Source organism: Candidatus Palibaumannia cicadellinicola (assembly GCF_001269425.1).
GTDB classification, from domain to species: Bacteria; Pseudomonadota; Gammaproteobacteria; order Enterobacterales; family Enterobacteriaceae; genus Baumannia; species Baumannia cicadellinicola_A.
On sequence record NZ_CP011787.1, the window covers coordinates 94,454 to 119,267 of the forward strand.

Here is a 24,814-nt window from a genome sequence, read left to right on the forward strand (position 1 = left end):
AAAATTTCCATACTTTCCTTAAAATCATAGGAGCAAACTGTTTAGACATTTATAAAAGAATATACTGATAATTTACTCATTTTACTTATTTAAAGATATTATTTAAATAATTTATTACTAATATTAGTATTAATAATTTAATTAATATTTAATAAAACAATTACGTAATTTTAATTATACTTTTATTTTAATTATAATTTAAACTAACATTAATTATTATATACTAATAGTATATATATACTTATATTAAATATAATTTTTTATTCAAATTAATAATTTCATGATCAAAATTGATTTTAAAAAAATTTTTATTTTTTATTTTTTTTATTACTGAAAATAAACATATTTTTGCGGATAAATAGTGATTTTTTACCAATAGGACCTAATAACACTGAAATCAAGAACACTATACTGGCAGTCAAGACAATAGTTGGTCCAGCCGGAATACAAGCATAAAAAGACCAACTGAGTCCGCACCAAGAGCAAAATAAACCTATAGTAGTTGCTAAAATAAACATACTTGGTAACCAATTGGTCCAGCAGTATGCTGTAACTGCTGGTAATATCATCATACCTACAGACATCATAGTACCCAAAATTTGAAAACCAGCAACTAAATTAAGTACTACTAAAGCTAAAAACAAAGACTGGATCAAAACAGAAAATCTAGTTGAATTTACTCGTAAAAACATAGCATCAAATGATTCAACAACTAGTGCACGATATAATAAAGCTAAAGTAAGAAAAGTAATACTTGCAATTATACCTATAAAATATATAGCTCCAACATTAATAGCAAGAATAGAACCAAATAATAAAGGTAATAAATCTATACTCGAACCACGCAAAGAGACCAATATAATGCCTAATGCAAGTGATCCTAAATATAATCCTGCGAAGCAGGCATCCTCTTTCAATGGGGTTATTGTACTAATAAATCCAGATAGGACAGCGACTATTAAACCAGCAATAAATCCACAAATTCCCATAGCTGTACGTGACATTCCATATACTAAATAACCAATAGCTACACCTGGCAAAATAGCATGTGATAGTCCATCACCTACTAGACTCATGCGACGTAATATAAGAAACACTCCTAAAGGAGTAGAACTAAAGGATAGAGCGAAGCAGGAAACTATAGCGCGACGCATAAAACCGTGAGAGATAAAAGGGTCAAAAATTATATCAATCATAATAATGATCCATAATAATTATAATTAAATTATTTATATGTTATATTTTTATATATTAAGATATAGCTGGCGTAAACAACTTCATAAGTATATCGGTAGAAGGTCCCCATGCATAATCTGATTTTTATAACATGAGTGTAATTGGAAAATGATTTGCTACTAGCATATGATCATGTAGTACAATTAAAATTGTACAACCATTTGTATGTAATTGGTGGACAAAATTTATTAGTAGTCGACAAGTGTACTGATCAATACCTGTGAAAGGCTCATCTAATAAAATAATTGATGCTTGCTGCACTAATATCCTAGCAAATAACATCCTCTGAAAATTTCCATTTGATAATGAACCTATAGTACAGTGTGCTTTATCATATAGTCCTACTTTTGTTAGTGCATGCCAAATATTATTCTGTTGTTTAGTATTAATACTATTTAATAATCCTGTTGCTGGCCAACTACCCATTGCTACTACTTCAAAAACTTTTAACGGAAATTTTCTATCTATTTCTGGTTGCTGTGGTAGATAACCTATACTTGGCCGTTTTGCTTCTATTTTTGAATCGAATTCAAGTTGTCCTGCTATTGGTGGTAAGATACCAGCAATAGTTTTTATCAAAGTAGATTTACCACTACCGTTAGTACCAACAATAGCAGTAATACTCCCGCGTTTAAATATACAGCTAACTGGGTTACCTATACTCTTACCATTATATCCAGTAAGTAATTTATGTAATCGTATCATGGTAACATCGATGACCAAATGATTGCTTTCCAGAGTAATATGAGAGCAATGAGCGCTAGTAGTAAACGTGTTATTCCTGCTGAAGCAATAAGTATTGCTGTACCTACAGAAGATTTGTGCTGAAAAAACCACAACATAAATAAAAATTCTCACAAAATAAAAATACGTTATATTATAACGTATTTTATTTTTTTTATTTATGCAATTTGTATAAAAAATTAATATTTTTTTTAGAAAGGAATATCATCATCAAAGTCTATTGGAGTTTCATGTTCAGTATTTTTTTTTTGTTCTATATCAAAATTATTACTATTATTAGTCATAGTATTACTACTATCAGTATGGTTACGACTACCTAGCATTTGCATAGTACCACCTGCATTTACTACTATTTCAGTAGTGTAGCGATCTTGACCATTTTTATCTTGCCACTTACGTGTTTGTAACGAACCTTCTATATATACTTGAGCGCCTTTACGTAGGTATTCCCCAGTAACTTCTGCTAGTTTACCAAAAAGTACTACTCTATGCCACTCAGTTTTCTCTTTGGTGTCGCCTGTATGCTTATCACGCCAAATGTCTGATGTAGCTACGTTTATATTAGCAACAGCACAACCATTAGGCATATAGCGTATTTCTGGATTATGACCTAAATGTCCTACTAGAATCACTTTATTAACGCCTCTGTTAGCCATTTAGTATCTCCTAATATATATAAATTAAAAATAAGTTTTATGTTAATGAACATAATTTCACATATGTTGGATATCACTTGATATGTTTTTTACTATAAAATGCTATTTAAGCAAGTAAAGACTTTTATACTAATTCAAAGTAATTACTAATTAGATATACTATATAATTATTCATTTAATAAAAAATATAATAATTAAATATTTCAATAAATTAACAATAATTGTTATGGTCTTAAAATTTATTATATAAAATACAAATTACTTACATTAATCGAACTATTACTAAGACTAGTCAACTAGTAGATACAGACTTTAACCATAAATACTATATAAGATAAGTAAAATATTAAAAAGACGCTAAATACTAACTACTATAATATCTAGTGTATTGTATTATTTAGTAATAATTAGGCTATAACTAGCCTAGCTATAGTTAAGTAAAAACATATAATATTTCTTTATTATCAAATAAATATTACTGAATTTTTTATATTCATTGTTTATTTTTCTTAGTGAATTGTTGATAAATAGTGTCTTTTTTATTGATAAAAAATTCTAAACCATAAATTATGATAAGTAAAAATTTTATAAAAGAACAGATATTTCTAATAAAGTAAGTAGACAATCAATAAACACTGATGAATATAAATAGCCTTATTCCATTTATGGGCCAACTATGGAAATCATAATTTTTATGAAACAGTTCAAATTTACACTTGCCTGGAAAATATGTTTAGCTTTACTCCTAGGTATAGCTTTAGGCGCAATATTGCATGATAAAGTTCCAATACGTGATTGGATGATTAAAAACATTCTTTATCCTACAGGAGAAATTTTTATACGTATGATAAAAATGATAGTAATACCAATTATTATGACTACGCTAGTAACAGGAATAGCTGGTATTGGTGATGTAAAAAAGCTGGGTAGTATAGGCTTAAAGACTATTATTTATTTTGAGATAATCACAACTATTGCTATTATAATTGGTATTACCTTAGCTAATATTTTCCATCCTGGGCAAGGAATAGATATATCTACTTTAGCTAGAGTAGATATATCTCAATATGCACAAAAAACCATAGAAGTGAAATCTAATTTTAATAGTAGTATAGTCAGCACTATACTATCGCTCATTCCATCAAATATTTTTGCTTCAATGGTAAAAGGCGAAATACTACCTATTATTTTCTTTTCAGTACTATTTGGTTTAGGGTTATCTTCACTACCTGGTAAAAATAAAAAGCCATTGTTGCATATTTTTAACGCTATTGCAGAAACGATGTTTAAAGTAACTAATATAGTAATGGGCTATGCGCCTATTGGCGTATTTGCGTTAATTTCAGTCACGATTGCTAATTTTGGCTTTGCTTCTCTACTACCTTTGGGTAAGTTAGTACTACTAGTATATGGTACAATTATATTTTTTGCGCTAGTTGTGTTAGGCGCAGTAGCACGTTTGTGGCAACTTAGAATATTAATACTGATTCGTATTTTGAAAGAGGAACTAATTCTTGCGTATTCTACAGCTAGTTCTGAAAGTGTATTACCGAGAATTATAGAAAAAATGGAAGCTTATGGTGCGCCTGCTACTATAACTGGTTTTGTGGTATCAACAGGTTATTCATTTAATTTAGATGGTTCAACTTTATACCAAAGCATCGCAGCTATATTTATCGCCCAGTTATACGGTATTGACTTATCTATTAGTCAAGAAATAATACTTGTGTTAACTTTAATGGTCACTTCTAAAGGTATCGCTGGAGCTCCTGGTGTTTCTTTTATTGTACTTTTGGCTACATTGGGTAGCGTAGGTCTTCCATTAGAAGGACTAGCATTTATCGCAGGTGTTGACAGAATTCTAGATATGGCTAGAACAGCACTTAATATAGTAGGTAATGCACTAGCAGTATTAGTGGTAGCAAAATGGGAAAATAAATACGATAGTGTTCAAGCACTAGCCTATGAAAAAAAGATCCTTATAGGTAAAAGTTAACTATATATAATAATACTGAATAAATTTTAATTTCTGTATTTATATTTTTATCTATTATGTAACAATAGTATATATTGATGTTAATTAAAATTATTAAAAATTACTTTTAATTAATATTGTTTTAATATAATAATTAATAATTAATTTTTACTCAATGGTTAGTTATTAACTACTAAATATAAAAATATTGATTTTATTTATTGTTAGTTTTTTTAATTAACAGTTATTATTTATATTATTAGATTAATGTTTAATAATTATTAAAATTTACTTATTTTATTTATATAAATATATTATTATATTATTAATAATTATTAATTATAATAATTTTAGTAAAAAAATCAATTTTATTTACAAAAGACTTACTATACATATTTATGTAAATAAATGTAAAGATAGATAACTTACAAAAGTTATTAACATGAGGAAATACAACTTAACAGCTAAATAATACTTTTTATATAAATTTTAAAATATAAAATATTGTTAAAATAAAAAAATTTTTTGATTAGCATATTAGTTGTTTGTTTTGGAAACTTACAATATATAAAGAACACATAGAGATTAAAATATGGAAAAATTAACTGATACTTTAATTATGGTTGAATCATTATCACGTATATATCACCGTCTTAGAAAAGAAGTGAATGGCCAATTAGTTAATGAAGGGTTATCAATGTCAAAAATGAAGATTTTACATCTCATTACTACTAGCAAAACAAGCGCTACTGATATAAAAAATTATATGGGCTTTTCATCACGTACTGTAGTTACAGTTCTTGATGCTTTAGAAAAAGAAGAGATGTTACAACGTAAACAAAGTCCTACTGATCGTAGAGTAAAATATGTTTATATCACTGAAAAAGGACGTGAAAAATTACATATTGCTGAGCAAACTCATAAAATTATTTTAGATCGTATGTTTGCTCAATTATCTCCAATACAGCTTGAGAAATTTAATGAAGTTTGTCATGTGCTTGAAGCACAACAAAAATAGTGTTATATATAATTATATAAACATTAAATATAAAAATTAATATTTTATGTATAAAATAATATCCTAAAAGGACTTATATCTTCTGTATAAAATAGGATAGTACGGGTTAGGTGAGGTTATAGGGATTAATAGCAGTACAAACCCGTATTTCCTTCATAGGTATTTACCTATATCATATCTTGTATAAAAAAATTAGCTAATAATGATTCCAGGCATTCTTTATATTATTTCCGCCCCTAGTGGCGCTGGTAAATCTAGTCTCATAAAAGCATTACTGAGCAAAAAGCAGCTATCGAGGCTATATAATAAAACCAAAATATCTATTTCTCATACTACCCGCCCCATGCGTCCCGGAGAAGTAAACGGGGAACACTATTATTTTGTGTCTGTGCAAGAATTTAAAAAAATGATTGCTAAAAGCGCATTTTTAGAGTATGCAAAAATTTTTAATCATTATTATGGTACCTCACGCAAAGCTGTTGAATTTTTGTTAAAAAATGGTTGTGATGTATTTCTTAACATTGATTGGCAAGGCGCACAACAGATTAGAAATCTTATACCAGATGCAAGAAGTATATTTATTATGCCCCCGTCAAAGGATGAGCTTTATAAACGTTTATGTAGTCGTGGACAAGATAGCGAACATATTATTACTCAACGTATAGAACAATCAGTAGCTGAAATGATTCATTATAATGAGTATAATTATCTTATCATAAATGATGATTTTAATGACGCATTATATGATTTAACAACTATTATTAGAGCTGAAAGTTTGTTGCTAAAACCACAACAATTAAGAAATGCTGCTTTAATAAGTAAATTATTATTCAATTAATATAATCATTATTATTACTATTTTTAGAGTATTGTGTTAAGTAGCTAATAGCATTAATTGTATGCAATTAAATTCTTAATATTATTTTATAATATAAAAAACTAGGTAAAAATTATCACTATATTTAATTACAGAATAAAAATTAAAAATTTTAAAAAAATATTACTTACTGGTTAAACAAATATTGATTTAAGTATTTTTATACTATTTTTTAAAAAATATTTAAACTAAATTTAAACTAAAAATTTGACATTATTTAATAATTTTAATTCAAAGTGTTGTATGTTGTATATTGTTAAATAATATATAGTGTTATAACTAAATAAATTAGAACAGGAGTGGATCTATAATATGACCGGATATTGTAAATTAAGGACTATACCAATAAACAAACTATCCGGAGTAGGTCCAAAATTAATAGCTAAATTAGCTAAGTTAGGACTAGATAATTTACAAGATGTACTTTTGCATTTACCTATCAGTTATGAAGATAGAACTAAACTTTATCCTATTATCAATGCACCGAATGGTATGTTAGTAACAATACAAGGTAAAATATTAGATAATAAGATTTATATTACCTTAAGCAATAAACATATACTGAGCTGTCGTTTGCAAGATAATAGTGGTGTAATTACACTATTATTTTTCAATTTTAATATATCAATTAAAAAAAGTTTATCTCCTGGAAAATTGGTAATCGCCTACGGCGAAATAAATAGAAGTAAAATTGGAGTTAATATGATTAATCCTAAATACTATATACAAGATGATAAATGTAGAATTATATTGAATCAATCACTTACCCCAATATATCTTACTACTGCAGGATTAGGTCAGGATAAATTACGTTATATTACTGAGAAAGCGCTGAATGTACTAGCTACTACACAAGTAGCAGAATTATTACCACCTAAGTTAAGTAGTGAATTAATCAGCTTATCAGATGCGTTACATAAGCTACATAGACCACCGACTAATATTTCAATAACAGAGTTAGAAAGTTTTCGTCATACTGCACAAAAAAGGCTAATTTTAGAAGAATTAATAGCTTATGATTTAAGTATATTAGCAGCAAGAAAAGTAGTACAAGAATCCATAGCATTACCATTAAGTAATCACACATATCTGATAAATCGTTTTATTTCATCGTTACCATTTTCACTTACTGCTGCTCAAAAAAGAGTTATAGCAGATATTTATCAAGATCTAGAAAGTAATATTCCTATGATGCGATTAGTACAAGGAGATGTAGGTTCTGGCAAAACACTGGTAGCAGCGCTAGCTGCATTACGTGCTATTAGTAATAACAGTCAAGTGGCAATGATGACGCCAACTGAGCTACTAGCTGAACAGCATTTGCATAATTTTAGTAATTGGTTTACCCCATTGGGTATTCATGTAAGTTGGCTTACTGGTAAACAGCAATTAAAAATAAGAAATTCGCAGCTAGAAGCTATAGCATCTGGTAATGTAGCAATGATTATTGGAACTCATGCTATATTTCAGAAACAAGTAAAATTTGCTAAACTTGCGCTAGTAATTATTGATGAACAGCAAAGATTTGGTGTAAATCAAAGACTAAATTTATGGAAAAAAGGAATAAAAAATGGCATTAAACCGCACCAATTAATTATGACAGCAACGCCGATCCCACGTACATTAGCTATGACAGCTAATGTCAATATAAATACTTCAGTTCTGAATGAACTACCCCCAGGACGTACCCCTGTTACTACGATTGTAGTAGCAAATAATCGTCGTGTAGAAATTATAAAACGTTTGAAACAAGCATGTTTACAAGATAAACGTCAAGTTTATTGGGTATGTACCATAATTAATAAATCAGAATTTAATGATTTACATTCAGTAAAAGATACTTTGGATGAATTACGTATTGCTCTGCCTGAATTAAATATAGGTTTAGTACATGGACGTATGGAAGCAAATGAAAAAAAATATTATTTAAATTTATTTCAAAGTGGAAAAATACAATTACTAGTATCGACCACAGTAATAGAAGTCGGTATAGATGTTCCAAATGCTAGTATGATTATTATTGATAATCCAGAACGTCTGGGTTTAGCGCAATTACATCAGCTACGCGGTCGAGTAGGTCGTGGCGCTGTTAATTCTCATTGCGTTATGATTTATAAACCCCCGCTAAGTGAAAAATCTAAGTTAAAACTTAAGGCACTAAGAGATAGCTCAGATGGTTTTACTATTGCTAAACATGATCTCAAAATAAGAGGTTATGGTCAATTTTTTGGAACTCGTCAGACAGGTAAAAATCAATTTAGATTCGCAGAACTACCTAGAGATAAAGAGATAATATCAGAAGTACAACCTATAGTACATGATATTCATACCAACTTTCCTAATATAGCACAGGCACTAATTCAACGTTGGATGCCGCAAAATAATAATTTTACTTATCATTATACATATGCATAACACGATGCTACTCTTAACTTATATATATATATTATATTATCTCTATGGTATAGATAAATAATTTATTAAAAGGACTTATTTTGTTAAAAGATTTTAACTACTATCAAACCCGTTTCGTACTTAGTGCTCCTTGTATAAGTAAATTATCTTATGATCATGGTATTGAAATAGCATTTACTGGTTATTCTAATGTTGGTAAGTCAAGTGCTATTAATATTCTTACAAATCATAAAAACTTAGCTAGAACTAGTAAAACACCAGGTAGTACTAAACTAATTAATTTATTTGAAATTCAGCCTGGTTTTCGTATTGTTGACTTACCAGGTTATGGGTATGCTAAAATACCTATAAATGTTAAAAATAAGTTGCAGCATGAGCTCAGGGAATATTTAAAAAAAAGAGATAGTCTAAGGGGAATAGTCCTTCTCATAGATATTCGTTACTCTATGAAAAATTTAGATAAAAAAATATTAAACTTAGCAGTAAAAAAACAGATGCCAGTATTATTGCTTTTAACTAAAGCAGATAAAATTAATTACTGTTTACGTAAAAAAAAATTGAATGATATTAAAAATAATTTAATACCTTTAAAAGGTGATGTACAAGTAGAAGTTTTTTCTTCATTAAATAAGCTAGGAATAAATATACTAAGGGAAAAATTAGATAGTTGGTTTTCTATTGAAAATTAATAGTTATTCATAACATTAATTTAAAGTTAAATTAAATTTAACTAACTTCATCCCAGTTTTTACCTACTCTTATATCTACTTTTAAAGGGATATCAAGCGACACACAACCTTCCATAATCTTTCTAATACTATTAGTAGCACTTATTATTATATTTTTATGTACTTCAAATACAAGCTCATCGTGTACCTGCATAATCATACAAACCTGTGGTGCTTCTTGCTGTAACCATTTATCTATAGCTATCATCGCTATCTTAATAATATCAGCTGATGTCCCTTGCATAGGAGCATTAATTGCAGCACGTTCAGTACTTTTTTTATTGATTTCTGGTAGATATAGCCTCCTACCGTAAATAGTAGAAACATATCCTTGTTCTTTAGCTTGTTGAACAACAGTATCCATATACTGCCGTACATATGGATATCGGGCAAAGTAAAATTTAATATACTTTTCTGCTTCTGAAATAGGCACAGATAATTTTCTCGCTAGACCAAAAGAACTCATACCATAAATTAGTCCAAAGTTAATAGTTTTAGCACGACTACGTTGATCTGTAGTTACATCATCTATAGATATGTTAAATATTTCTGCTGCTGTAGCAAGATGAATATCTTGTCCAATATAAAATGCATGTGACAGGCACATATCACGAGATAAATGCGCTAGTATTCGTAGTTCAATCTGTGAATAATCTGCGACCACAATAAAAAAATTTGGTTGTGCAATAAAAGCCCTGCGAATCAATCTACCTACTTCGTAGCGTACTGGGATGTTCTGTAGATTAGGACTACTGGAAGAAAGACGTCCTGTAGCAGTTTTTTCTTGATTATAAGATGTATGTAATCTTTTAGACTTTTGATTAATTAGTAACGGTAGCTTATCAAGATAATTTGATTTTAGCTTAGCTAGGCAGCGATAATCTAAAATTATTTTAGGTAACTTATATTCTTTAGCAAGAGCTCTAAGTACCTCTTCATTAGTAGAAGGTACACCGCTAGGAGTTTTCTTAAGTACCGGTAGTTTATGTTTATCATATAATATAGTGATTAGCTGCTTAGTAGAAGATATATTAAAGTACTCTTTTGCTAGTTTATATGCAGCTACCTTTAATTCATATAATCGATGATTAACATCTATTGAGTAGTTAGCTAGAAGATTTTCATCAATCATAACGCCAGTACTCTCAATACGTGCTAGTACTAATAATAAAGGTATTTCTATTATGTTGAATATTTTTTTTAAATCAGGAATTGCTTCTATGCATGGCCAAAGAAGATTATGTAAACGTAACATAATATCAGTATATTCGTTAGCATAATTTGCTGCTATTTGTATAGAAATTTTGTTAAATTTTAGTTTATTACGCCCTATTCCTAATATTGTATTTAATCTCACTGTATTATAATTTAGATAATAATTTGCTAAACTTTCTATATTATGCTTACAAGATACACTATTGAGCACATAGGACTCTAGCATAATATCAAATATACTCCCAGCTAAATTTATATTATTAAATTTTAATATTAGGTAATTAAATTTTAAGTTATAGCCTATTTTTACTATAGTGACATCTTCAAAAATTTTTTTAATAAAATATAGTACTTGCGCAACACTTAGTTGATTTGGTGCATTACAATAATTATGTCCTACCGGTAGGTAAGCAGCCTTACCAGAACTAATTGCGAAACAGAAACCAACTAAGTTAGCTGTGTAAATATCTTTTACATCCGTTGTGATATCGAATGAAAAAAATCCGGCGCTACGAATATCAGCTATCAACTGCTTTAATTCAGTAATTTGATAAATAACTTTATAGTATTGTTTTGATAGTTTTTCAGTAAGTTCACAGTGGTGCTTAATAAGCATAGGATTACTAGAATTGATAACTACTGTAGTGGCTGTTTTTTTTAGCCATCGCCATTTACCTAATTTTAATTGGAGCATCAATAGATTAAATTCATAAATCTTAAAAAGTAAAATTAGTTTTTCATAATTATGTTCTTTTAACATTAGTTGATGATAATTAATATCTAGTTTAACATTAGTATTAATAGTAGCTAATTTATAAGAAAGAAATGCTATATCACGATTTTGTTCCAGTTTAGCTACTATATTACGTTTACCACGTAGGCTTAAATTGATAATTTGATTTAAATTATTAAATAATATATTTATTCCACCTAGCTTGTTGATTAGTACTTTAGCTGTTTTTTTTCCTATACCAGGAACTCCAGGAATATTATCTGACTTATCGCCCATTAGTGCTAAATAATCAATGATCAATTCTGGTGGTACACCAAATTTATGTTTTACTTCTTTGGGTCCTAAGATGGTATTAGATATTGTGTTAATTAAATTAATTTGATTTGAAACTAACTGTGCCATATCTTTGTCGCCAGTACTAATTAAAACATTACTACCAGAGTACGCAGCTTCCTTCGCTAAGGTGCCAATCACATCATCAGATTCTACACCTTGCACCATAAGTATTGGTAATCCCATAGCTTTAATAATTTCATATAAAGGGTTAATCTGACAATATAGATTATGTGGCATTATAGTACGGTTTTTTTTATAATCTTTATATAATTTATGACGAAATGTTAAACTTTGATCATCAAAAATAACTGCTATTTTGTTAGTATGGTATTGTAATAATAGTTTATTTAACATATTTATCATACCGTAAATTGCACCAGTAGGTTCACCATATTTATTAGTTAGCTGTGGAAAAGCATGATAAGCACGGTAAAGATAGAATGAACCATCGATTAAAAGTAAATTATTGTTTACCATATATAATACTATATACCATATAATTAGTTATTTTGTGTTAAATAAATTTTATTTCAATGACCCTAGTCAGGTACTATATTTATATTTATATATTTTATAAAATAATTAATTTAAATAAATTATATGATTTATAAAATAAATTATTTTGTTACTGCTTATATATAAGCAGTATACTGTAAATGCTAGACTTGAACAGTCCTAACTAGTTAGTTACTAATAACTAATAATTGATATATTTTACATAAAAAGGTTATTTTTATTTTTAAATTATGAGCTATCAGGTACTTGCACGTAAGTGGCGTCCACAAAACTTTTCTGAAGTCGTCGGTCAAGAACATGTTATTACTGCGCTGACTAATAGTTTGGTGTTAGGAAGAATTCATCATTCATATCTATTATCTGGTACTCGCGGAGTAGGTAAAACAACTATTGCACGCTTACTAGCTAAATGTTTAAATTGTGAAAAAGGGATAACTACTATTCCATGTAGTGAGTGTAAAAGTTGCCGTGAAATTACAAATAATTGTTTTGTTGATTTCATTGAGATAGATGCTGCCTCAAGCAGCAAGGTAGAAGATACTCGTGAAATTTTAGATCATATACAGTATGTCCCCACAAACGGTCGTTTCAAAATATACCTAATCGACGAAGTACATATGTTATCTAGACATAGTTTTAATGCGCTGCTAAAAACTCTAGAAGAGCCTCTTGCACATATTAAATTTCTGCTAGCTACTACTGATCCACAAAAGATACCTCTTACTATTTTGTCAAGATGTCTACAATTTCATCTAACTACTCTTAATATTAACCAAATATGTAACCAGTTAAGTAAAATATTAACTGCTGAAAAAATTAATACCGAACAGCGTGCATTAAAACTAATAGCACGTGCAGCATATGGTAGTATGCGTGATGCACTAAGTATTACTGATAAAGCTATTGCTATTGGTCAAGGGATAGTAAGTGTAGAAGCTGTTAGTGTAATGCTTGGTACTATTAATACAGAACAATCATTAGCATTAATAGAAGCATTAGTAAATAAAAATGGTTCAAATATGATGAAACAGCTAGCTAAATGTGCAGAACTAGGTATTAACTGGGACAATTTATTAGTCGATATATTATCTATTCTACATCGTATTGCTTTAGCTCAGATAGTCCCTGAGACAAAATACTATGATGATTATCTTAATAATAAACTTATACCTAATATACTTAATTTAACAAAAATGATTTCACCAGAAGATATACAACTATTTTATCAAATTATTCTAATTGGTCGCAAAGAACTACCTTATGCGCCAGATCAGCGAATGGGGGTAGAAATGACTATGTTGCGTGCGCTAGCTTTTCACCCTGTATCAATAAACCAAACATCATTTTCGGCTGCATATATCAATAATAATTGATAAAAAAATTATTAATGTTTGACAAGTAACGACTTATTAAAATAAAACAATAAGCATACGACTACAAATTTTGTCTATGCCGTATTAAATGAATATAAATTCAATCAATCTAAAAAATTATCCAGCAAATCCAAGCCTATCTAATATAAATTACTGGATTGATACTAATGTTTATCGGCATATATTAATTATTATTCTACATAGAGAGATTAAATAATGTTTAATAAAGATGGAATTAATGATCTGATGAAGCAAGCACAACAAATGCAGGACCAAATGCAAAAAATACAAGAAGAAATAGCTAAAATAGAAGTTATTGGAGAGTCAGGTGCTGGTCTAGTGCAAGTAACAATAAATGGAAACCATAATTGTCGTGGCATAAAAGTAGATAAAAGTTTACTAGATGATGATAAAGATATGTTAGAAGATTTGATTGCTGCTGCATTCAACGATGCGACTCGTCGTATTTCAGAAATACAAAAAGAAAAAATGACATTAGTTTCTAGCAGCATGTCGCTTCCGTTTGGTTTTAATTTACCATTTTAAGTTTAAGGCTTTAATAAATTTAACTTACTATAAGCCAATAGTATTGATTATATACCGCCCAATAAGTAACATGGGCGGAAATTGCTACTATTTGCTAGTTAGTTTTTATGCTACATATTAGTTTTGAGATAAAATCTACTATTCTTTGTAAGAATCTGCTTGAAAGATTATTCACTGATCCCCATTAATTCATAATTACCTGATTTGCACCTATCTATTTAAGTATAGATAATAGAGGTTATTATTAGTATGAAAGAAAAAGAAACAAGAGGATTTCAATCAGAAGTAAAGCAGTTACTTAATCTAATGATTAATTCCCTTTATTCAAATAAAGAAATTTTTTTGCGTGAACTAATTTCAAATGCTTCAGATGCTGCAGATAAATTACGTTTTCGTGCTTTAGAACAACCTGACCTATATGAAGGAAATGGTGAACTACGTGTGCGCATATTATTTGATAAAGACAAACGTACTATTACGCTGATCGATAATGGTATAGGAATGCAGCGTAATGAGGTAATAGATAATCTAGGTACTATTGCGAAATCTGGTACTAAAGCTTTTCTTAACTCTATGAGTACAGATAATGTTAAAGATAACCAGTTGATTGGCCAATTCGGTGTTGGCTTTTATTCTGCATTTATAGTAGCTGAAAAAGTAATAGTAAGCACTCGTGCTGCAGGTACTACTTATGATCAAGGAGTATATTGGGAATCTACTGGTGAAGGTGATTATACCATAGCATCTATTAATAGACCTGAGCGTGGAACAGAAATTACCTTGTATCTACGTAAAGGTGAAGAAGAATTTCTAAATGAATTAAGAATAAAAAATATTATTAGTAAGTACTCTGATCATATTAGCCTACCGATTGAGATGTTAACTAATATTAATCAAGATACAAAAAATAAAGCAGATAACAATGAAGATAAAAAAGATGTCGTCATCGGTAACTGGGAAACCATTAATCAAGCTAATGCACTTTGGACTCGTAATAAATCTGATATAAGTAATGAAGAATATAAAAATTTTTACAGGCATATTTCCCATAATGTTAACGAACCACTAATATGGAGCCATAATCGTATTGAAGGGAAGCAAGATTATACTTGCTTACTTTATATCCCAGCTGATGCCCCTTGGGGTATTTGGAATAGAGATTATAAATATGGTCTAAAACTATACGTTAAGCGTGTGCTTATAATGGATGACGCAGAATATTTTCTACCTAACTATCTACGTTTTATAAAAGGGATAATAGATTCAAACGATTTACCACTGAATATTTCGCGTGAAATACTACAAAATAGTAGAATCACGCAAAGCTTAAAAAGTGCTATTATTAAACGTATTCTATCTATGATAGAAAAATTAGCAAAAAATAAAGAAAAGTACAATTCTTTCTGGAAAAATTTTGGCATAGTTATAAAAGAAGGACCAGCTGAAGATCCATCAAATATTTCAATAATAGCAAAACTACTTCGTTTTGCATCTACTTATTGTAATAGTGATCAACAAACAGTATCACTAGATGAGTATATTAGTAGAATGCTTGAAAAGCAGGATAAGATTTACTACATTAGTGCAGATAGTTACGCTGCAGCAAAAAGTAGCCCACATATAGAATTATTACAAAAAAAAGGAATAGAAGTTTTATTACTATTTGATCGTATTGATGGATGGATGATGAACTATCTAACAGAATTTAACGGAAAGTTATTCCAGTTAGTAAGTAAAGCTGATCTCAACTTAGATAATATTTCTCAGGAAAATGTAGCTGAAAATAAAGAAATAGAAAAAAAAGCTTGGGAGCCATTTATTAATCGTGTCCAAAGTTATTTGGGTAACAGAATTAAAGAAGTACGATTAACAAATCGTTTAACTGATACACCAGCTATTGTTACCATAGAATCTAACGATATGACAACTCAGATGGCTAAACTGATCGTAGCAGCAGGCCATATGAAACCTGAAATAAAGTATATTTTTGAAATTAATCCAGAACATAAACTAGTTAAACTTGCAGCAAATATTAATGATAATAAAATATTTAATGAATGGGTAGAACTACTATTTGATCAAGCTCTATTTATTGAGTGTGGAACTTTAGAAGATCCTAATAAATTTGTGCGGCGTATTAATAATTTATTAACCAATATAACAACTACTACTTAGTTTAACTAAGTAAGGAAATTCATTAATGCGTATTATTTTACTAGGAGCTCCTGGTTCTGGTAAAGGTACTCAAGCAACATTTATTATGAAAAAATACGGTATTCCGCATATTTCAACAGGAGCTATGTTACGTGCTGCGGTTCATAAAAACACTGCATTAGGAAAACAAGTTAAAGTTATTCTGGATGCAGGAAAACTAGTAACTGATAACTTAGTAATTAAGTTAGTAAAAGAAAGAATTAGACATAAAGACTGTAGTAATGGTTTTTTATTAGATGGTTTTCCCCGTACTATTACTCAAGCTGAAGCAATGAAAGTAGCTGGAATACAAGTAGATATCGTGCTTGCTTTAATTATTTCTGATGATATTATCATTAACCGTATTATTGGTCGTAGGGTTCATGAACCTTCTGGCCGTGTTTATCACATTAAATTTAATCCTCCAAAAAAAGATAATATAGATGATGTGACTGGTGAAGTTCTAACTATACGTAAAGATGATAAGGAAGAAATAGTACGCCAACGTCTAGCAGAATACGCTCAACAGACCGAACTACTAATAAAGCACTATAGTAGTAAAAAAAATAAAACAATAAATTCTACTAGTTTTTTTTCTATAAACGCACAACGTAATATTAGTGAGGTAAGTAGAGAAATAGTTAATATTATTGGAGGAATTGATAATTAATAATTATCCTAACTGTTTTATAGCCCAATCAATTCCCAACTTATATTCAACTGGTAAGTGTTGCTGAAGGTACTGTAAACTTTTATTTAGTCTATCATGATCAGGATGACAAATATTTATGTGACCGACCTTACGTCCAGGACGTACTTTTTTATCATACCAATGTAGATTCACTAATGGATCATACAACCAATTATTATTTATATCTGTACCTATGATGTTAATCATTACTGATGGTGCTGTAATAATAGGTGTTGGTAGCGGTAAATTAATAATAGCACGTAAATGTAGTTCAAATTGACTAATTGATGCACCATTTTGTGTCCAATGACCGCTATTATGTACACGCGGTGCTAATTCATTGATAAGTAAATTATTTCCTATTAGAAAACACTCCATAGCCATTACGCCAACATAATTTAGTTTGTTTAAAATTAAACCTAGCATTTTTTCAGCATTTTTTTGTAAAGTATTATATTGATATGGAAAAACAACACAAACTCTTAATATACCATTTTGATGAAAATTTTTTGTTAATGGATAGAAAACAATAGTACCATTCGTACTCCTAGCACCTAATATTGATATTTCTTCGTCAAAATCAATACCTTTTTCTACAATACACTGACCATAACATTCAAGCGGTAGTATTATTTTTTCGCCAGAACGAAACTGCCATTGACCACGTCCGTCATACCCACCTAATCTACATTTAACTATAGCAAAATAGTTAAATAAAACCAAAATGTCTTGCAATTGCTTAATATTGTGTAGTTGTTTCCAAGGTGCTGTTGCTAAATTTAGTTTATTAAGCAATTTTTTTTGCTTTAATCTATCTGATAGAATATTAAATAATTTAATATTAATAAAATTATTATTGTTAGCTAATTTTCTAGTAATTTCATTATCTGGCCATCTTTCTATTTCTGCAGTAATAACACTGTTATGAAATAATATTGATTCTACTGGCTTAGTAGTGTCTACGCTTATTGGAAAAACAGAAATCCCTAATTGCTCACCGGCTTGATGTAACATACTACCTAATTGTCCATTTCCAAGAACTACAACTGACTTCAATTTTTTTTCCTCGGATCGGAGTTAATAAGAATATCTTCAGTTTGTTGTGTTCTCCATTTACTGAGCTTTACATAAATAGAGGCATCATTTAATGCTATAATTTGCGCAGCAAATAATGCTGCGTTAATAGCACCAGATTTTCCAATAGCCAGTGTTCCTACTGGAATCCCGCTAGGCATTTGAACAATTGAGTATAGACTATCAATTCCGCTTAGCATAGTACTTGGTACTGGCACTCCTAATACTGGTAATAAAGTTTTAGCTGCTAGCATACCAGGAAGGTGTGCAGCACCTCCTGCTCCAGCAATAATAATCTTATAACCATTGATTGCTGCCTGTTCTGCAAATAAAAATAGCTTATCTGGAGTACGATGTGCGGAAATAATTTCAACATCAAAGGAAATACCTAGCATAATTAGCATTTCTGCTGAAAATTGCATTGTTTTCCAGTCACTTTTGGAACCCATGACAATAGCTATTTGTACTGATTCACTATTAGATGTCATTCTATTAAAATTCCTTATCAAATTAATTAATAATTATGTGATAAATTTGACATAAGTAGTTGACTTTTAAAAAAGTAATCATTTTAATTTAATTAGTATAGAATACAAATTTACTTTAGTAATAAAAATAAATTATATTTTAAGTAAAATCATAAAACAGAATTTTTATGTTAAATATTTTTAATACTTTTACAAGAAAAAAGAAAAATTTATACCTATTAATACTGGTAAAGTAGGTTTGTACGTATGTGGTATTACTGCATATGACCTATGTCATATTGGACATGGGCGTACCTTTGTTGTATTTGACATAGTTACTAGATATTTACGTTATTGTGGTTATGAAGTTAATTACATACGAAATATAACAGATATTGATGATAAAATTATTAAACGTTCTGCTAAAAATGGCGAAACTATCAAGCAACTTACCGATAAAATGATAGCTGAAATGTACATTGATTTAGATAAACTAAATATTTTACGTCCTAATGTCGAACCAAAAGCTACACAGTATATAACAGATATCATTCACTTAATAAGTTATTTAATTAATAATAAATATGCATATGTATCTACTAATGGTGATGTTATGTTTGCAGTACACAGTGCACATAATTACGGAATGTTATCTCGTCAAAATATAGATAAGTTAAAAATTGGATCAAAGTTTAAAACAAATGATGTAAAACTTAATAAAATTGATTTTGTACTATGGAAAATATCTAAATATGGTGAGCCAAGCTGGTCTTCACCTTGGGGTAACGGTCGTCCAGGTTGGCATATTGAGTGCTCTACTATGAGCTATAAAAATTTAGGTAAATATTTTGATATCCACGGCGGAGGATTAGATTTAATTTTTCCACATCATGAAAATGAAATTGCACAGTCAACTTGTGCATATAATAGTCCTTACGTTAACTACTGGATGCACTCTGGTCTGGTCATGATTGGAAAAGAAAAAATGTCTAAATCATTGAATAATTTTTTGACTTTACGTGATGTTATAAATTGTTATGATGCGGAAACAGTCCGTTTTTTCCTAATGTCTAGTCATTATCGTAAACCACTTCATTATAGCGAAAAAAATCTAATACAGTCTAGGGCCGCACTTGAAAGCTTGTATATAGCCATAAGAGGTACGGATAATAATATCCAACCATCAGGTGGAGAAAAATTTATACAGCAATTTACTGTAGCTATGAATAACGATTTTAATACTCCAGAAGCTTATTCAGTATTGTTTAATATCGCTCATGAAGTAAATCGTCTTAAAAAACATTTTGATAAAGCAGCAGCACAAGGAATGGCAGCTACGCTACGAAATCTAGCAAATATTCTAGGAATATTAGAATTAGATCCAGAAATATTTTTTCATGAGAAGAATTTTTATAATCTTGATAATGATAAAGCAATAATTGAAAAACTGATTCAGCAACGGAATCAAGGAAGAAAAATTGGTCAATGGGACAAAGCGGACCAAGCACGTAAAAAGCTAAATGCTATGGGCATTATACTAGAGGATACAAAAAATGGTACTACTATCTGGCGCAGATATAGGTAGCGAAAATTAATTATACATACTTTACTTTAGTAGGTGTAGGTCATTTCTTCACAAGCCTGTAAAGTGTTTTGCATAAGTGTAGCCACTGTCATCGGTCCTACTCCTCCAGGAACAGGAGTAATATAAGCAGCACGTTCTACAGCTGATAAAAACTCTATATCACCTACTAATTTACCATTTTTAAGACAGTTAATACCTACATCGATCACTACAGCATCTTTTTTTATCCAGTTACCAGGAATAAAACTAGCTTGACCTACCGCAACTACTAGTAAATCAGCATTATTTATATGCTGCGGTAAATCACGAGTTAAACGATGCGTAATAGTAACAGTACACCCAGCTAACAAGAGTTCCATACCCATAGGTCTACCAACTATATTTGAAGCACCTACAACCACAGCATTCATACCAACGGTATTAATATTATATTTTTCAAGTAGTGTTATAATGCCACGCGGGGTACAAGGACGTAGTCTAGGTGCGCGTTGACATAGGCGACCAATATTATATGGGTTAAAACCATCAACATCTTTATTAGGAGCAATACGCTCTAAAACACTCCTATTATTAATCCCTGCTGGTAATGGTAACTGTACTAGTACTCCATCTACCCTATTATCAGCATTTAATTGATCAATCAAAAATAATAATTCAGATTCTTTTACAGTATTTGGTAAATCATAATAACGAGAGATAAAACCGACTTCTTCACATGCTTTGCGTTTATTAGCAACATAAATTTTTGAAGCTGAATTACAACCAACTAGTACTACAGCTAGACATGGTGCAGTTTTTCCTGACTGTACACGTATTTCTACAAGTTGTTTAACTTCACTTATAATGTTCCTAGCAACTTTTTTACCATCAATTATTTTTGCAACCATTTTAATAAATTATCCATAATGTTAATAGTTAATAATATAAAAGCAATTGACTAAATAGTTAGCCTAGGTATAATAAAAATAACATCATAAATTAATATAAATAATACATAATAGATAATTATAATATATAGATCTATATCTATCATGCGCCCTTAGCTCAGTAGGATCAGAGCAACGGCCTTCTAAGCCGTAGGTCATAGGTTCAAGTCCTATAGGGCGTACTCTATATAATACTTAGACTAAACTGATAGTAATTATTTTTATTACTTAACAGCAAGTACTCAACAGCAAGCAGTAAGTAAATAACTGTTTCTTAAGATAATATTTATATATTATATATTACCACATAACATACAATACCTCAGTTAATTAGTTAATTGATACTACTTTTTATATAAAAATTATAAAATAAAGTCACATGTAAACATTAAAAAAATTTTCACTATATACATAAAAATTTTTTCACTTAATCTTTAGTTAAGTAGGAATAAATGAAAAATAATTATTATGATGAAAATAATAAAATTAGCTCAGACATATTATTCGATAAAATCAATATAATAAAACAAAGATGCGATACTCTCAATGTACTTCGTATTAATAGGGCTTTAGTAACAATGAAGCCTAATTTTCAATATGTGTATAGTATAGTACCTACTTTATTACATTGTAATCATCATCTGCTTCCAGGATATTTAGATAGTACCGTACCACACGGTATATGTTTATTTACATTAGAGAAACACCATAAAATTTTTTTATATAAAATACTAAATACTGATAGTGAATTTGTTAATACCAATAGTGAAAAGCCTATTACTAGCGTTTACTCAATGGGTAGTACTTCATCTATAGGACAAAATAATAATTCAGATATAGATATTTGGGTCTTTTATCAATCTTGGCTTAATAATGAAGAACGTACAAAGCTACATATTAAATGCGCTCTAATTAAAGAATGGGCTGCTACTAATAAAGGAGTAAATTTACATTTATTTATTTTAGAAGAAAATAGTTTTATTGAAAACAAAGATATTAATAGTGATAGCTATCTTGTTATAAATAATATTTTTGTACTAGAAGAATTCTATCGTACTGCTGTACATATGAGTGGTAAAAAAATTATTTGGAATATAGTACCAATTGAGGAAGAACCTAACTATGATAAATATATATTATCACTATACAAAAATGGTATTTTTAGCCATCAAGAATGGTTTGATTTAGGTAAAATTGGAACTATATCTATTAATAATTACTTATATGCTAGTAGATATCAGTTACATAAAAGCATTTATTATCCCTATAAATCAGTATTAAAAATGCTACTTTTGGAAGCATATTCTTGGGAGTATCCAAATCCCAAACTCTTAGCCATGCATATCAAGCGTTTGCTGCATAATAATAAAAAAATTTTATACTATTTTGATCCATATTGTATGCTGCTAGATAGAATTACATACTACTTATATCAAATTAATGATTTAACTAGGCTTGACCTAGTTCGCCGTTGTTTCTATTTAAAAGTTAGTGAACAATTATCTACCAGCCTATCTAGTAGTAGTATTAATTGGCGACGTAAAATTATGATGAACCTTGTTAAGAATTGGGGTTGGAACTTCGAACGTGTACGTATGCTAGATAATTATATAAATGTTAATAGAAAAAATATAGAAATTAATGAAGAATTATTAGATGCTATGATACATAGCTATCATAAACTGATGTTTTTAATTAAAAAAAAACAATGCACTTAGTATTAAGTTTTATAAGAAAACAATATTAATTAAATGTTTATTTAAATTTTTATAAATTAATTAACAGTTAATATCTTTTAATATCTTTTATAAGTAAAATATTTATATAAATTTGTTATATATATTTTATGATTATATATAAGATATATATGTATGTTTATATTTTTTAATAAATAAAATAAGTTATTTAACTCAACCAACTATAGCAGGGAGTGATATCTGCAGTTATATAAAATGCATAGTCTCGGTAATGACTTTATTGTTGTAGACTTAGTGAAAAAAAAATTTTTTTATCATCTTCTTATACTCTCCTAAAAGATTAGTAGGAGTTGATCAACGACTAATAGTTAAACTACCTAATAATCCTGCAGTATATTTCAATTATAGTATTGTTAATGCTGATGGTAGGTAGCGAAGTATAACCATGTTGTAACGGCGCTCGCCGTTTTGCACTTTTAGTACTTATAAAAAACTTAACTAATAAAACTTAAATATAAGTTAGTACTAAAATTTAACTGGTCGTACTTACAGTGATATAAAATTATATTATCAGTGTAAATATGGGAAAAAAAAATTTAACTAAATAAAATTTAATTTTTTGCAACTAGTAAATATAAAAAATACATTATGCATACATATAAAAATTATATTTTTTGTCATTTTGTATCTATTGATAATCAACATGGCGTAATTATAGTTTATAATTTATATAGGACGCCTATTGCTTTTATTAGTGATATACATACTATAACAATATAAGCTATTTATATAAATAGCCAATATTAGTTTTATTTATGCAGATTATAAACATATAAAAAATACTACTAAGTAAGTTTAAACGGATAGTTGGAGTTGTAGTGGCGCCTGTGCAGCAGTAGCAATTTGTCTTAACCATTTTATAATTTATTTATAAAAATCTTACTTTACAATAACAGTAACCCACTTTTGGTTTTGTCCATTAAATTAATATTTTTTTTTTAATATTATATATAAATAATAACTATTTACCTACCTATCTACTAAGCAATAGCCTTGCTTGCAATGATATTAAAAATAAAAAAAGGAAAATATAATGTATTTTTATCGATGTTTACATTCTTTACGTGCATTAACTTTTGATCTAGATAATACATTATATGATAATACAGCTGTGATTACACGTACTGAGCAGGAGCTAATAATATTTTTGCAAAAGTATCATCCAGCGCTACAAGGACTAACACTTGACACTTACCAAAGTGTGCACCAAGAACTACGTAAAATTGAGCCGGAGATTTATCATGATGTAACATATTGGCGCTGGCGTTCAATTAAGCAAGTTATGCTTAATGCTGGTCTAAGTGAAAGTCAAGCATATTATGGTGCTAATAATACTATTAATATGGTTCTATACTGGCGTAATAAAATTACAGTTTCGTCTACTACACATAGCATATTAACTAAACTTAGTAGCAATTGGCCATTAATAGCAATTACTAACGGTAATGCAGACCCTACTGCTTTTGGATTATCAGGTTATTTTAGCTATGTTTTACGCGCTGGCCGCAATGGACGCGCTAAACCTTATAAAGATATGTACCAATCGGCAGCAAGATTATTAAAATTACCATTAATAAATATTTTACATGTAGGTGATGATTTATATGCAGATATAAATGGTGCTATTGGTTGCGGTATGCAAGCTTGTTGGATTAACAATTCTAGTAGTAATATTAGGCAAATAGTAAATACTACATTATTACCACATATTGAAATATCTAGGTTAGTATCTTTAGAACAATTACTATAATTA

17 protein-coding genes, 1 tRNA gene and 2 pseudogenes are annotated in these 24,814 nt (G+C 29.1%); 13 read left to right on the top strand and 7 right to left on the bottom strand.

Translation table 11 applies throughout. The annotated features are described in order from the left end of the window. Nucleotides 1-308: 308 nt before the first annotated feature. The 3 genes from AB162_RS00400 to ssb form a co-directional block, all read right to left on the bottom strand. Nucleotides 309-1,202 (bottom strand): metal ABC transporter permease, encoded by an 894-nt coding sequence (locus tag AB162_RS00400; protein ID WP_082239269.1) that lies wholly within the window; start codon nt 1,200-1,202, stop codon nt 309-311. A 118-nt stretch (nt 1,203-1,320) separates the two neighbouring features. After that, the gene (locus AB162_RS00405; RefSeq protein ID WP_082239270.1) at nt 1,321-1,941 is read right to left on the bottom strand and encodes a metal ABC transporter ATP-binding protein; all 621 of its coding nucleotides are present in this window, start codon (nt 1,939-1,941) and stop codon (nt 1,321-1,323) included. Nucleotides 1,942-2,171: 230 nt separating this feature from the next. Beyond that, nucleotides 2,172-2,636, bottom strand: coding sequence for a single-stranded DNA-binding protein (ssb, locus tag AB162_RS00410; RefSeq protein ID WP_053096521.1), 465 nt, complete (start codon nt 2,634-2,636; stop codon nt 2,172-2,174). Between the two features lie 694 nt (nt 2,637-3,330). On the opposite strand from ssb, the gene gltP reads away from it, so the two are divergent. The 5 genes from gltP to yihA all read left to right on the top strand — a co-directional run bounded on the left by gltP (nt 3,331) and on the right by yihA (nt 9,610). Beyond that, on the top strand, nt 3,331-4,632 hold the full coding sequence (gene gltP / locus AB162_RS00415; RefSeq protein ID WP_053096523.1) for a glutamate/aspartate:proton symporter GltP: 1,302 nt from the start codon (nt 3,331-3,333) through the stop codon (nt 4,630-4,632). A gap of 571 nt (nt 4,633-5,203) precedes the next feature. Beyond that, on the top strand, nt 5,204-5,629 hold the full coding sequence (locus tag AB162_RS00420; protein ID WP_053096525.1) for a MarR family winged helix-turn-helix transcriptional regulator: 426 nt from the start codon (nt 5,204-5,206) through the stop codon (nt 5,627-5,629). Between the two features lie 202 nt (nt 5,630-5,831). Further along, nucleotides 5,832-6,467, top strand: a complete 636-nt coding sequence (gene gmk, locus AB162_RS00425; RefSeq protein ID WP_053096527.1) for a guanylate kinase — start codon at nt 5,832-5,834, stop codon at nt 6,465-6,467. A 351-nt stretch (nt 6,468-6,818) separates the two neighbouring features. Then, the gene (gene recG / locus AB162_RS00430; protein ID WP_053096529.1) at nt 6,819-8,921 is read left to right on the top strand and encodes an ATP-dependent DNA helicase RecG; all 2,103 of its coding nucleotides are present in this window, start codon (nt 6,819-6,821) and stop codon (nt 8,919-8,921) included. Nucleotides 8,922-8,998: 77 nt separating this feature from the next. Then, nucleotides 8,999-9,610, top strand: coding sequence for a ribosome biogenesis GTP-binding protein YihA/YsxC (gene yihA / locus AB162_RS00435; protein ID WP_053096531.1), 612 nt, complete (start codon nt 8,999-9,001; stop codon nt 9,608-9,610). A 37-nt stretch (nt 9,611-9,647) separates the two neighbouring features. Here the strand turns inward: yihA and polA are convergent, their stop codons facing one another. After that, nucleotides 9,648-12,410, bottom strand: a complete 2,763-nt coding sequence (gene polA, locus AB162_RS00440; protein WP_053096533.1) for a DNA polymerase I — start codon at nt 12,408-12,410, stop codon at nt 9,648-9,650. Nucleotides 12,411-12,679: 269 nt separating this feature from the next. Here polA and dnaX point away from each other — a divergent pair. The 4 genes and pseudogenes from dnaX to adk form a co-directional block, all read left to right on the top strand. Beyond that, a pseudogene (dnaX, locus tag AB162_RS00445) lies at nt 12,680-13,780 on the top strand (DNA polymerase III subunit gamma/tau); the annotation flags it as partial. Between the two features lie 258 nt (nt 13,781-14,038). Continuing rightward, a complete protein-coding gene (locus AB162_RS00450) occupies nt 14,039-14,368 on the top strand; it encodes a YbaB/EbfC family nucleoid-associated protein (protein WP_053096536.1) in 330 nt (109 codons plus the stop codon). A gap of 249 nt (nt 14,369-14,617) precedes the next feature. Then, on the top strand, nt 14,618-16,543 hold the full coding sequence (gene htpG, locus AB162_RS00455) for a molecular chaperone HtpG (protein WP_053096538.1): 1,926 nt from the start codon (nt 14,618-14,620) through the stop codon (nt 16,541-16,543). Between the two features lie 25 nt (nt 16,544-16,568). Then, the gene (adk, locus tag AB162_RS00460; protein WP_053096540.1) at nt 16,569-17,231 is read left to right on the top strand and encodes an adenylate kinase; all 663 of its coding nucleotides are present in this window, start codon (nt 16,569-16,571) and stop codon (nt 17,229-17,231) included. Nucleotides 17,232-17,234: 3 nt separating this feature from the next. Here adk and purK read toward each other — a convergent pair whose 3' ends face one another. Together purK and purE are read right to left on the bottom strand one after the other, a co-directional pair. Then, on the bottom strand, nt 17,235-18,308 hold the full coding sequence (gene purK / locus AB162_RS00465; protein WP_053096542.1) for a 5-(carboxyamino)imidazole ribonucleotide synthase: 1,074 nt from the start codon (nt 18,306-18,308) through the stop codon (nt 17,235-17,237). Further along, on the bottom strand, nt 18,305-18,814 hold the full coding sequence (gene purE / locus AB162_RS00470; protein ID WP_053096544.1) for a 5-(carboxyamino)imidazole ribonucleotide mutase: 510 nt from the start codon (nt 18,812-18,814) through the stop codon (nt 18,305-18,307). Before purE ends, purK begins: the two co-directional genes overlap by 4 nt. A gap of 167 nt (nt 18,815-18,981) precedes the next feature. Here purE and cysS point away from each other — a divergent pair. Beyond that, nucleotides 18,982-20,378 (top strand): annotated as a pseudogene (cysS, locus tag AB162_RS00475) (cysteine--tRNA ligase). Nucleotides 20,379-20,404: 26 nt separating this feature from the next. Here the strand turns inward: cysS and folD are convergent. Next, nucleotides 20,405-21,265: a bifunctional methylenetetrahydrofolate dehydrogenase/methenyltetrahydrofolate cyclohydrolase FolD gene (folD, locus tag AB162_RS00480; protein WP_053096546.1), complete on the bottom strand. Its 861-nt coding sequence runs from the start codon at nt 21,263-21,265 to the stop codon at nt 20,405-20,407. 146 nt (nt 21,266-21,411) lie between these two features. Between folD and AB162_RS00485 the strand changes: the two genes are divergently transcribed. The 3 genes from AB162_RS00485 to yigB all read left to right on the top strand — a co-directional run bounded on the left by AB162_RS00485 (nt 21,412) and on the right by yigB (nt 24,811). Beyond that, nucleotides 21,412-21,486: transfer RNA gene (locus tag AB162_RS00485), tRNA-Arg, on the top strand. Between the two features lie 270 nt (nt 21,487-21,756). Further along, nucleotides 21,757-23,022, top strand: a complete 1,266-nt coding sequence (locus AB162_RS00490) for a class I adenylate cyclase (RefSeq protein ID WP_053096548.1) — start codon at nt 21,757-21,759, stop codon at nt 23,020-23,022. A 1,072-nt stretch (nt 23,023-24,094) separates the two neighbouring features. Next, on the top strand, nt 24,095-24,811 hold the full coding sequence (gene yigB, locus AB162_RS00495; RefSeq protein ID WP_053096550.1) for a 5-amino-6-(5-phospho-D-ribitylamino)uracil phosphatase YigB: 717 nt from the start codon (nt 24,095-24,097) through the stop codon (nt 24,809-24,811). The last annotated feature ends 3 nt before the right edge of the window (nt 24,812-24,814 follow it).

What these genes read in the sequence shown, in the direction of transcription:
- AB162_RS00405 (WP_082239270.1), bottom strand. Translation starts at nt 1,941, where the DNA reads ATGATACGATTACATAAATTACTTACTGGATATAATGGTAAGAGTATA.
- ssb (WP_053096521.1), bottom strand. Translation starts at nt 2,636, where the DNA reads ATGGCTAACAGAGGCGTTAATAAAGTGATTCTAGTAGGACATTTAGGT.
- gltP (WP_053096523.1), top strand. Translation starts at nt 3,331, where the DNA reads ATGAAACAGTTCAAATTTACACTTGCCTGGAAAATATGTTTAGCTTTA.
- AB162_RS00420 (WP_053096525.1), top strand. Translation starts at nt 5,204, where the DNA reads ATGGAAAAATTAACTGATACTTTAATTATGGTTGAATCATTATCACGT.
- gmk (WP_053096527.1), top strand. Translation starts at nt 5,832, where the DNA reads ATGATTCCAGGCATTCTTTATATTATTTCCGCCCCTAGTGGCGCTGGT.
- recG (WP_053096529.1), top strand. Translation starts at nt 6,819, where the DNA reads ATGACCGGATATTGTAAATTAAGGACTATACCAATAAACAAACTATCC.
- polA (WP_053096533.1), bottom strand. Translation starts at nt 12,410, where the DNA reads ATGGTAAACAATAATTTACTTTTAATCGATGGTTCATTCTATCTTTAC.
- AB162_RS00450 (WP_053096536.1), top strand. Translation starts at nt 14,039, where the DNA reads ATGTTTAATAAAGATGGAATTAATGATCTGATGAAGCAAGCACAACAA.
- htpG (WP_053096538.1), top strand. Translation starts at nt 14,618, where the DNA reads ATGAAAGAAAAAGAAACAAGAGGATTTCAATCAGAAGTAAAGCAGTTA.
- adk (WP_053096540.1), top strand. Translation starts at nt 16,569, where the DNA reads ATGCGTATTATTTTACTAGGAGCTCCTGGTTCTGGTAAAGGTACTCAA.
- purE (WP_053096544.1), bottom strand. Translation starts at nt 18,814, where the DNA reads ATGACATCTAATAGTGAATCAGTACAAATAGCTATTGTCATGGGTTCC.
- folD (WP_053096546.1), bottom strand. Translation starts at nt 21,265, where the DNA reads ATGGTTGCAAAAATAATTGATGGTAAAAAAGTTGCTAGGAACATTATA.
- AB162_RS00490 (WP_053096548.1), top strand. Translation starts at nt 21,757, where the DNA reads ATGAAAAATAATTATTATGATGAAAATAATAAAATTAGCTCAGACATA.
- yigB (WP_053096550.1), top strand. Translation starts at nt 24,095, where the DNA reads ATGTATTTTTATCGATGTTTACATTCTTTACGTGCATTAACTTTTGAT.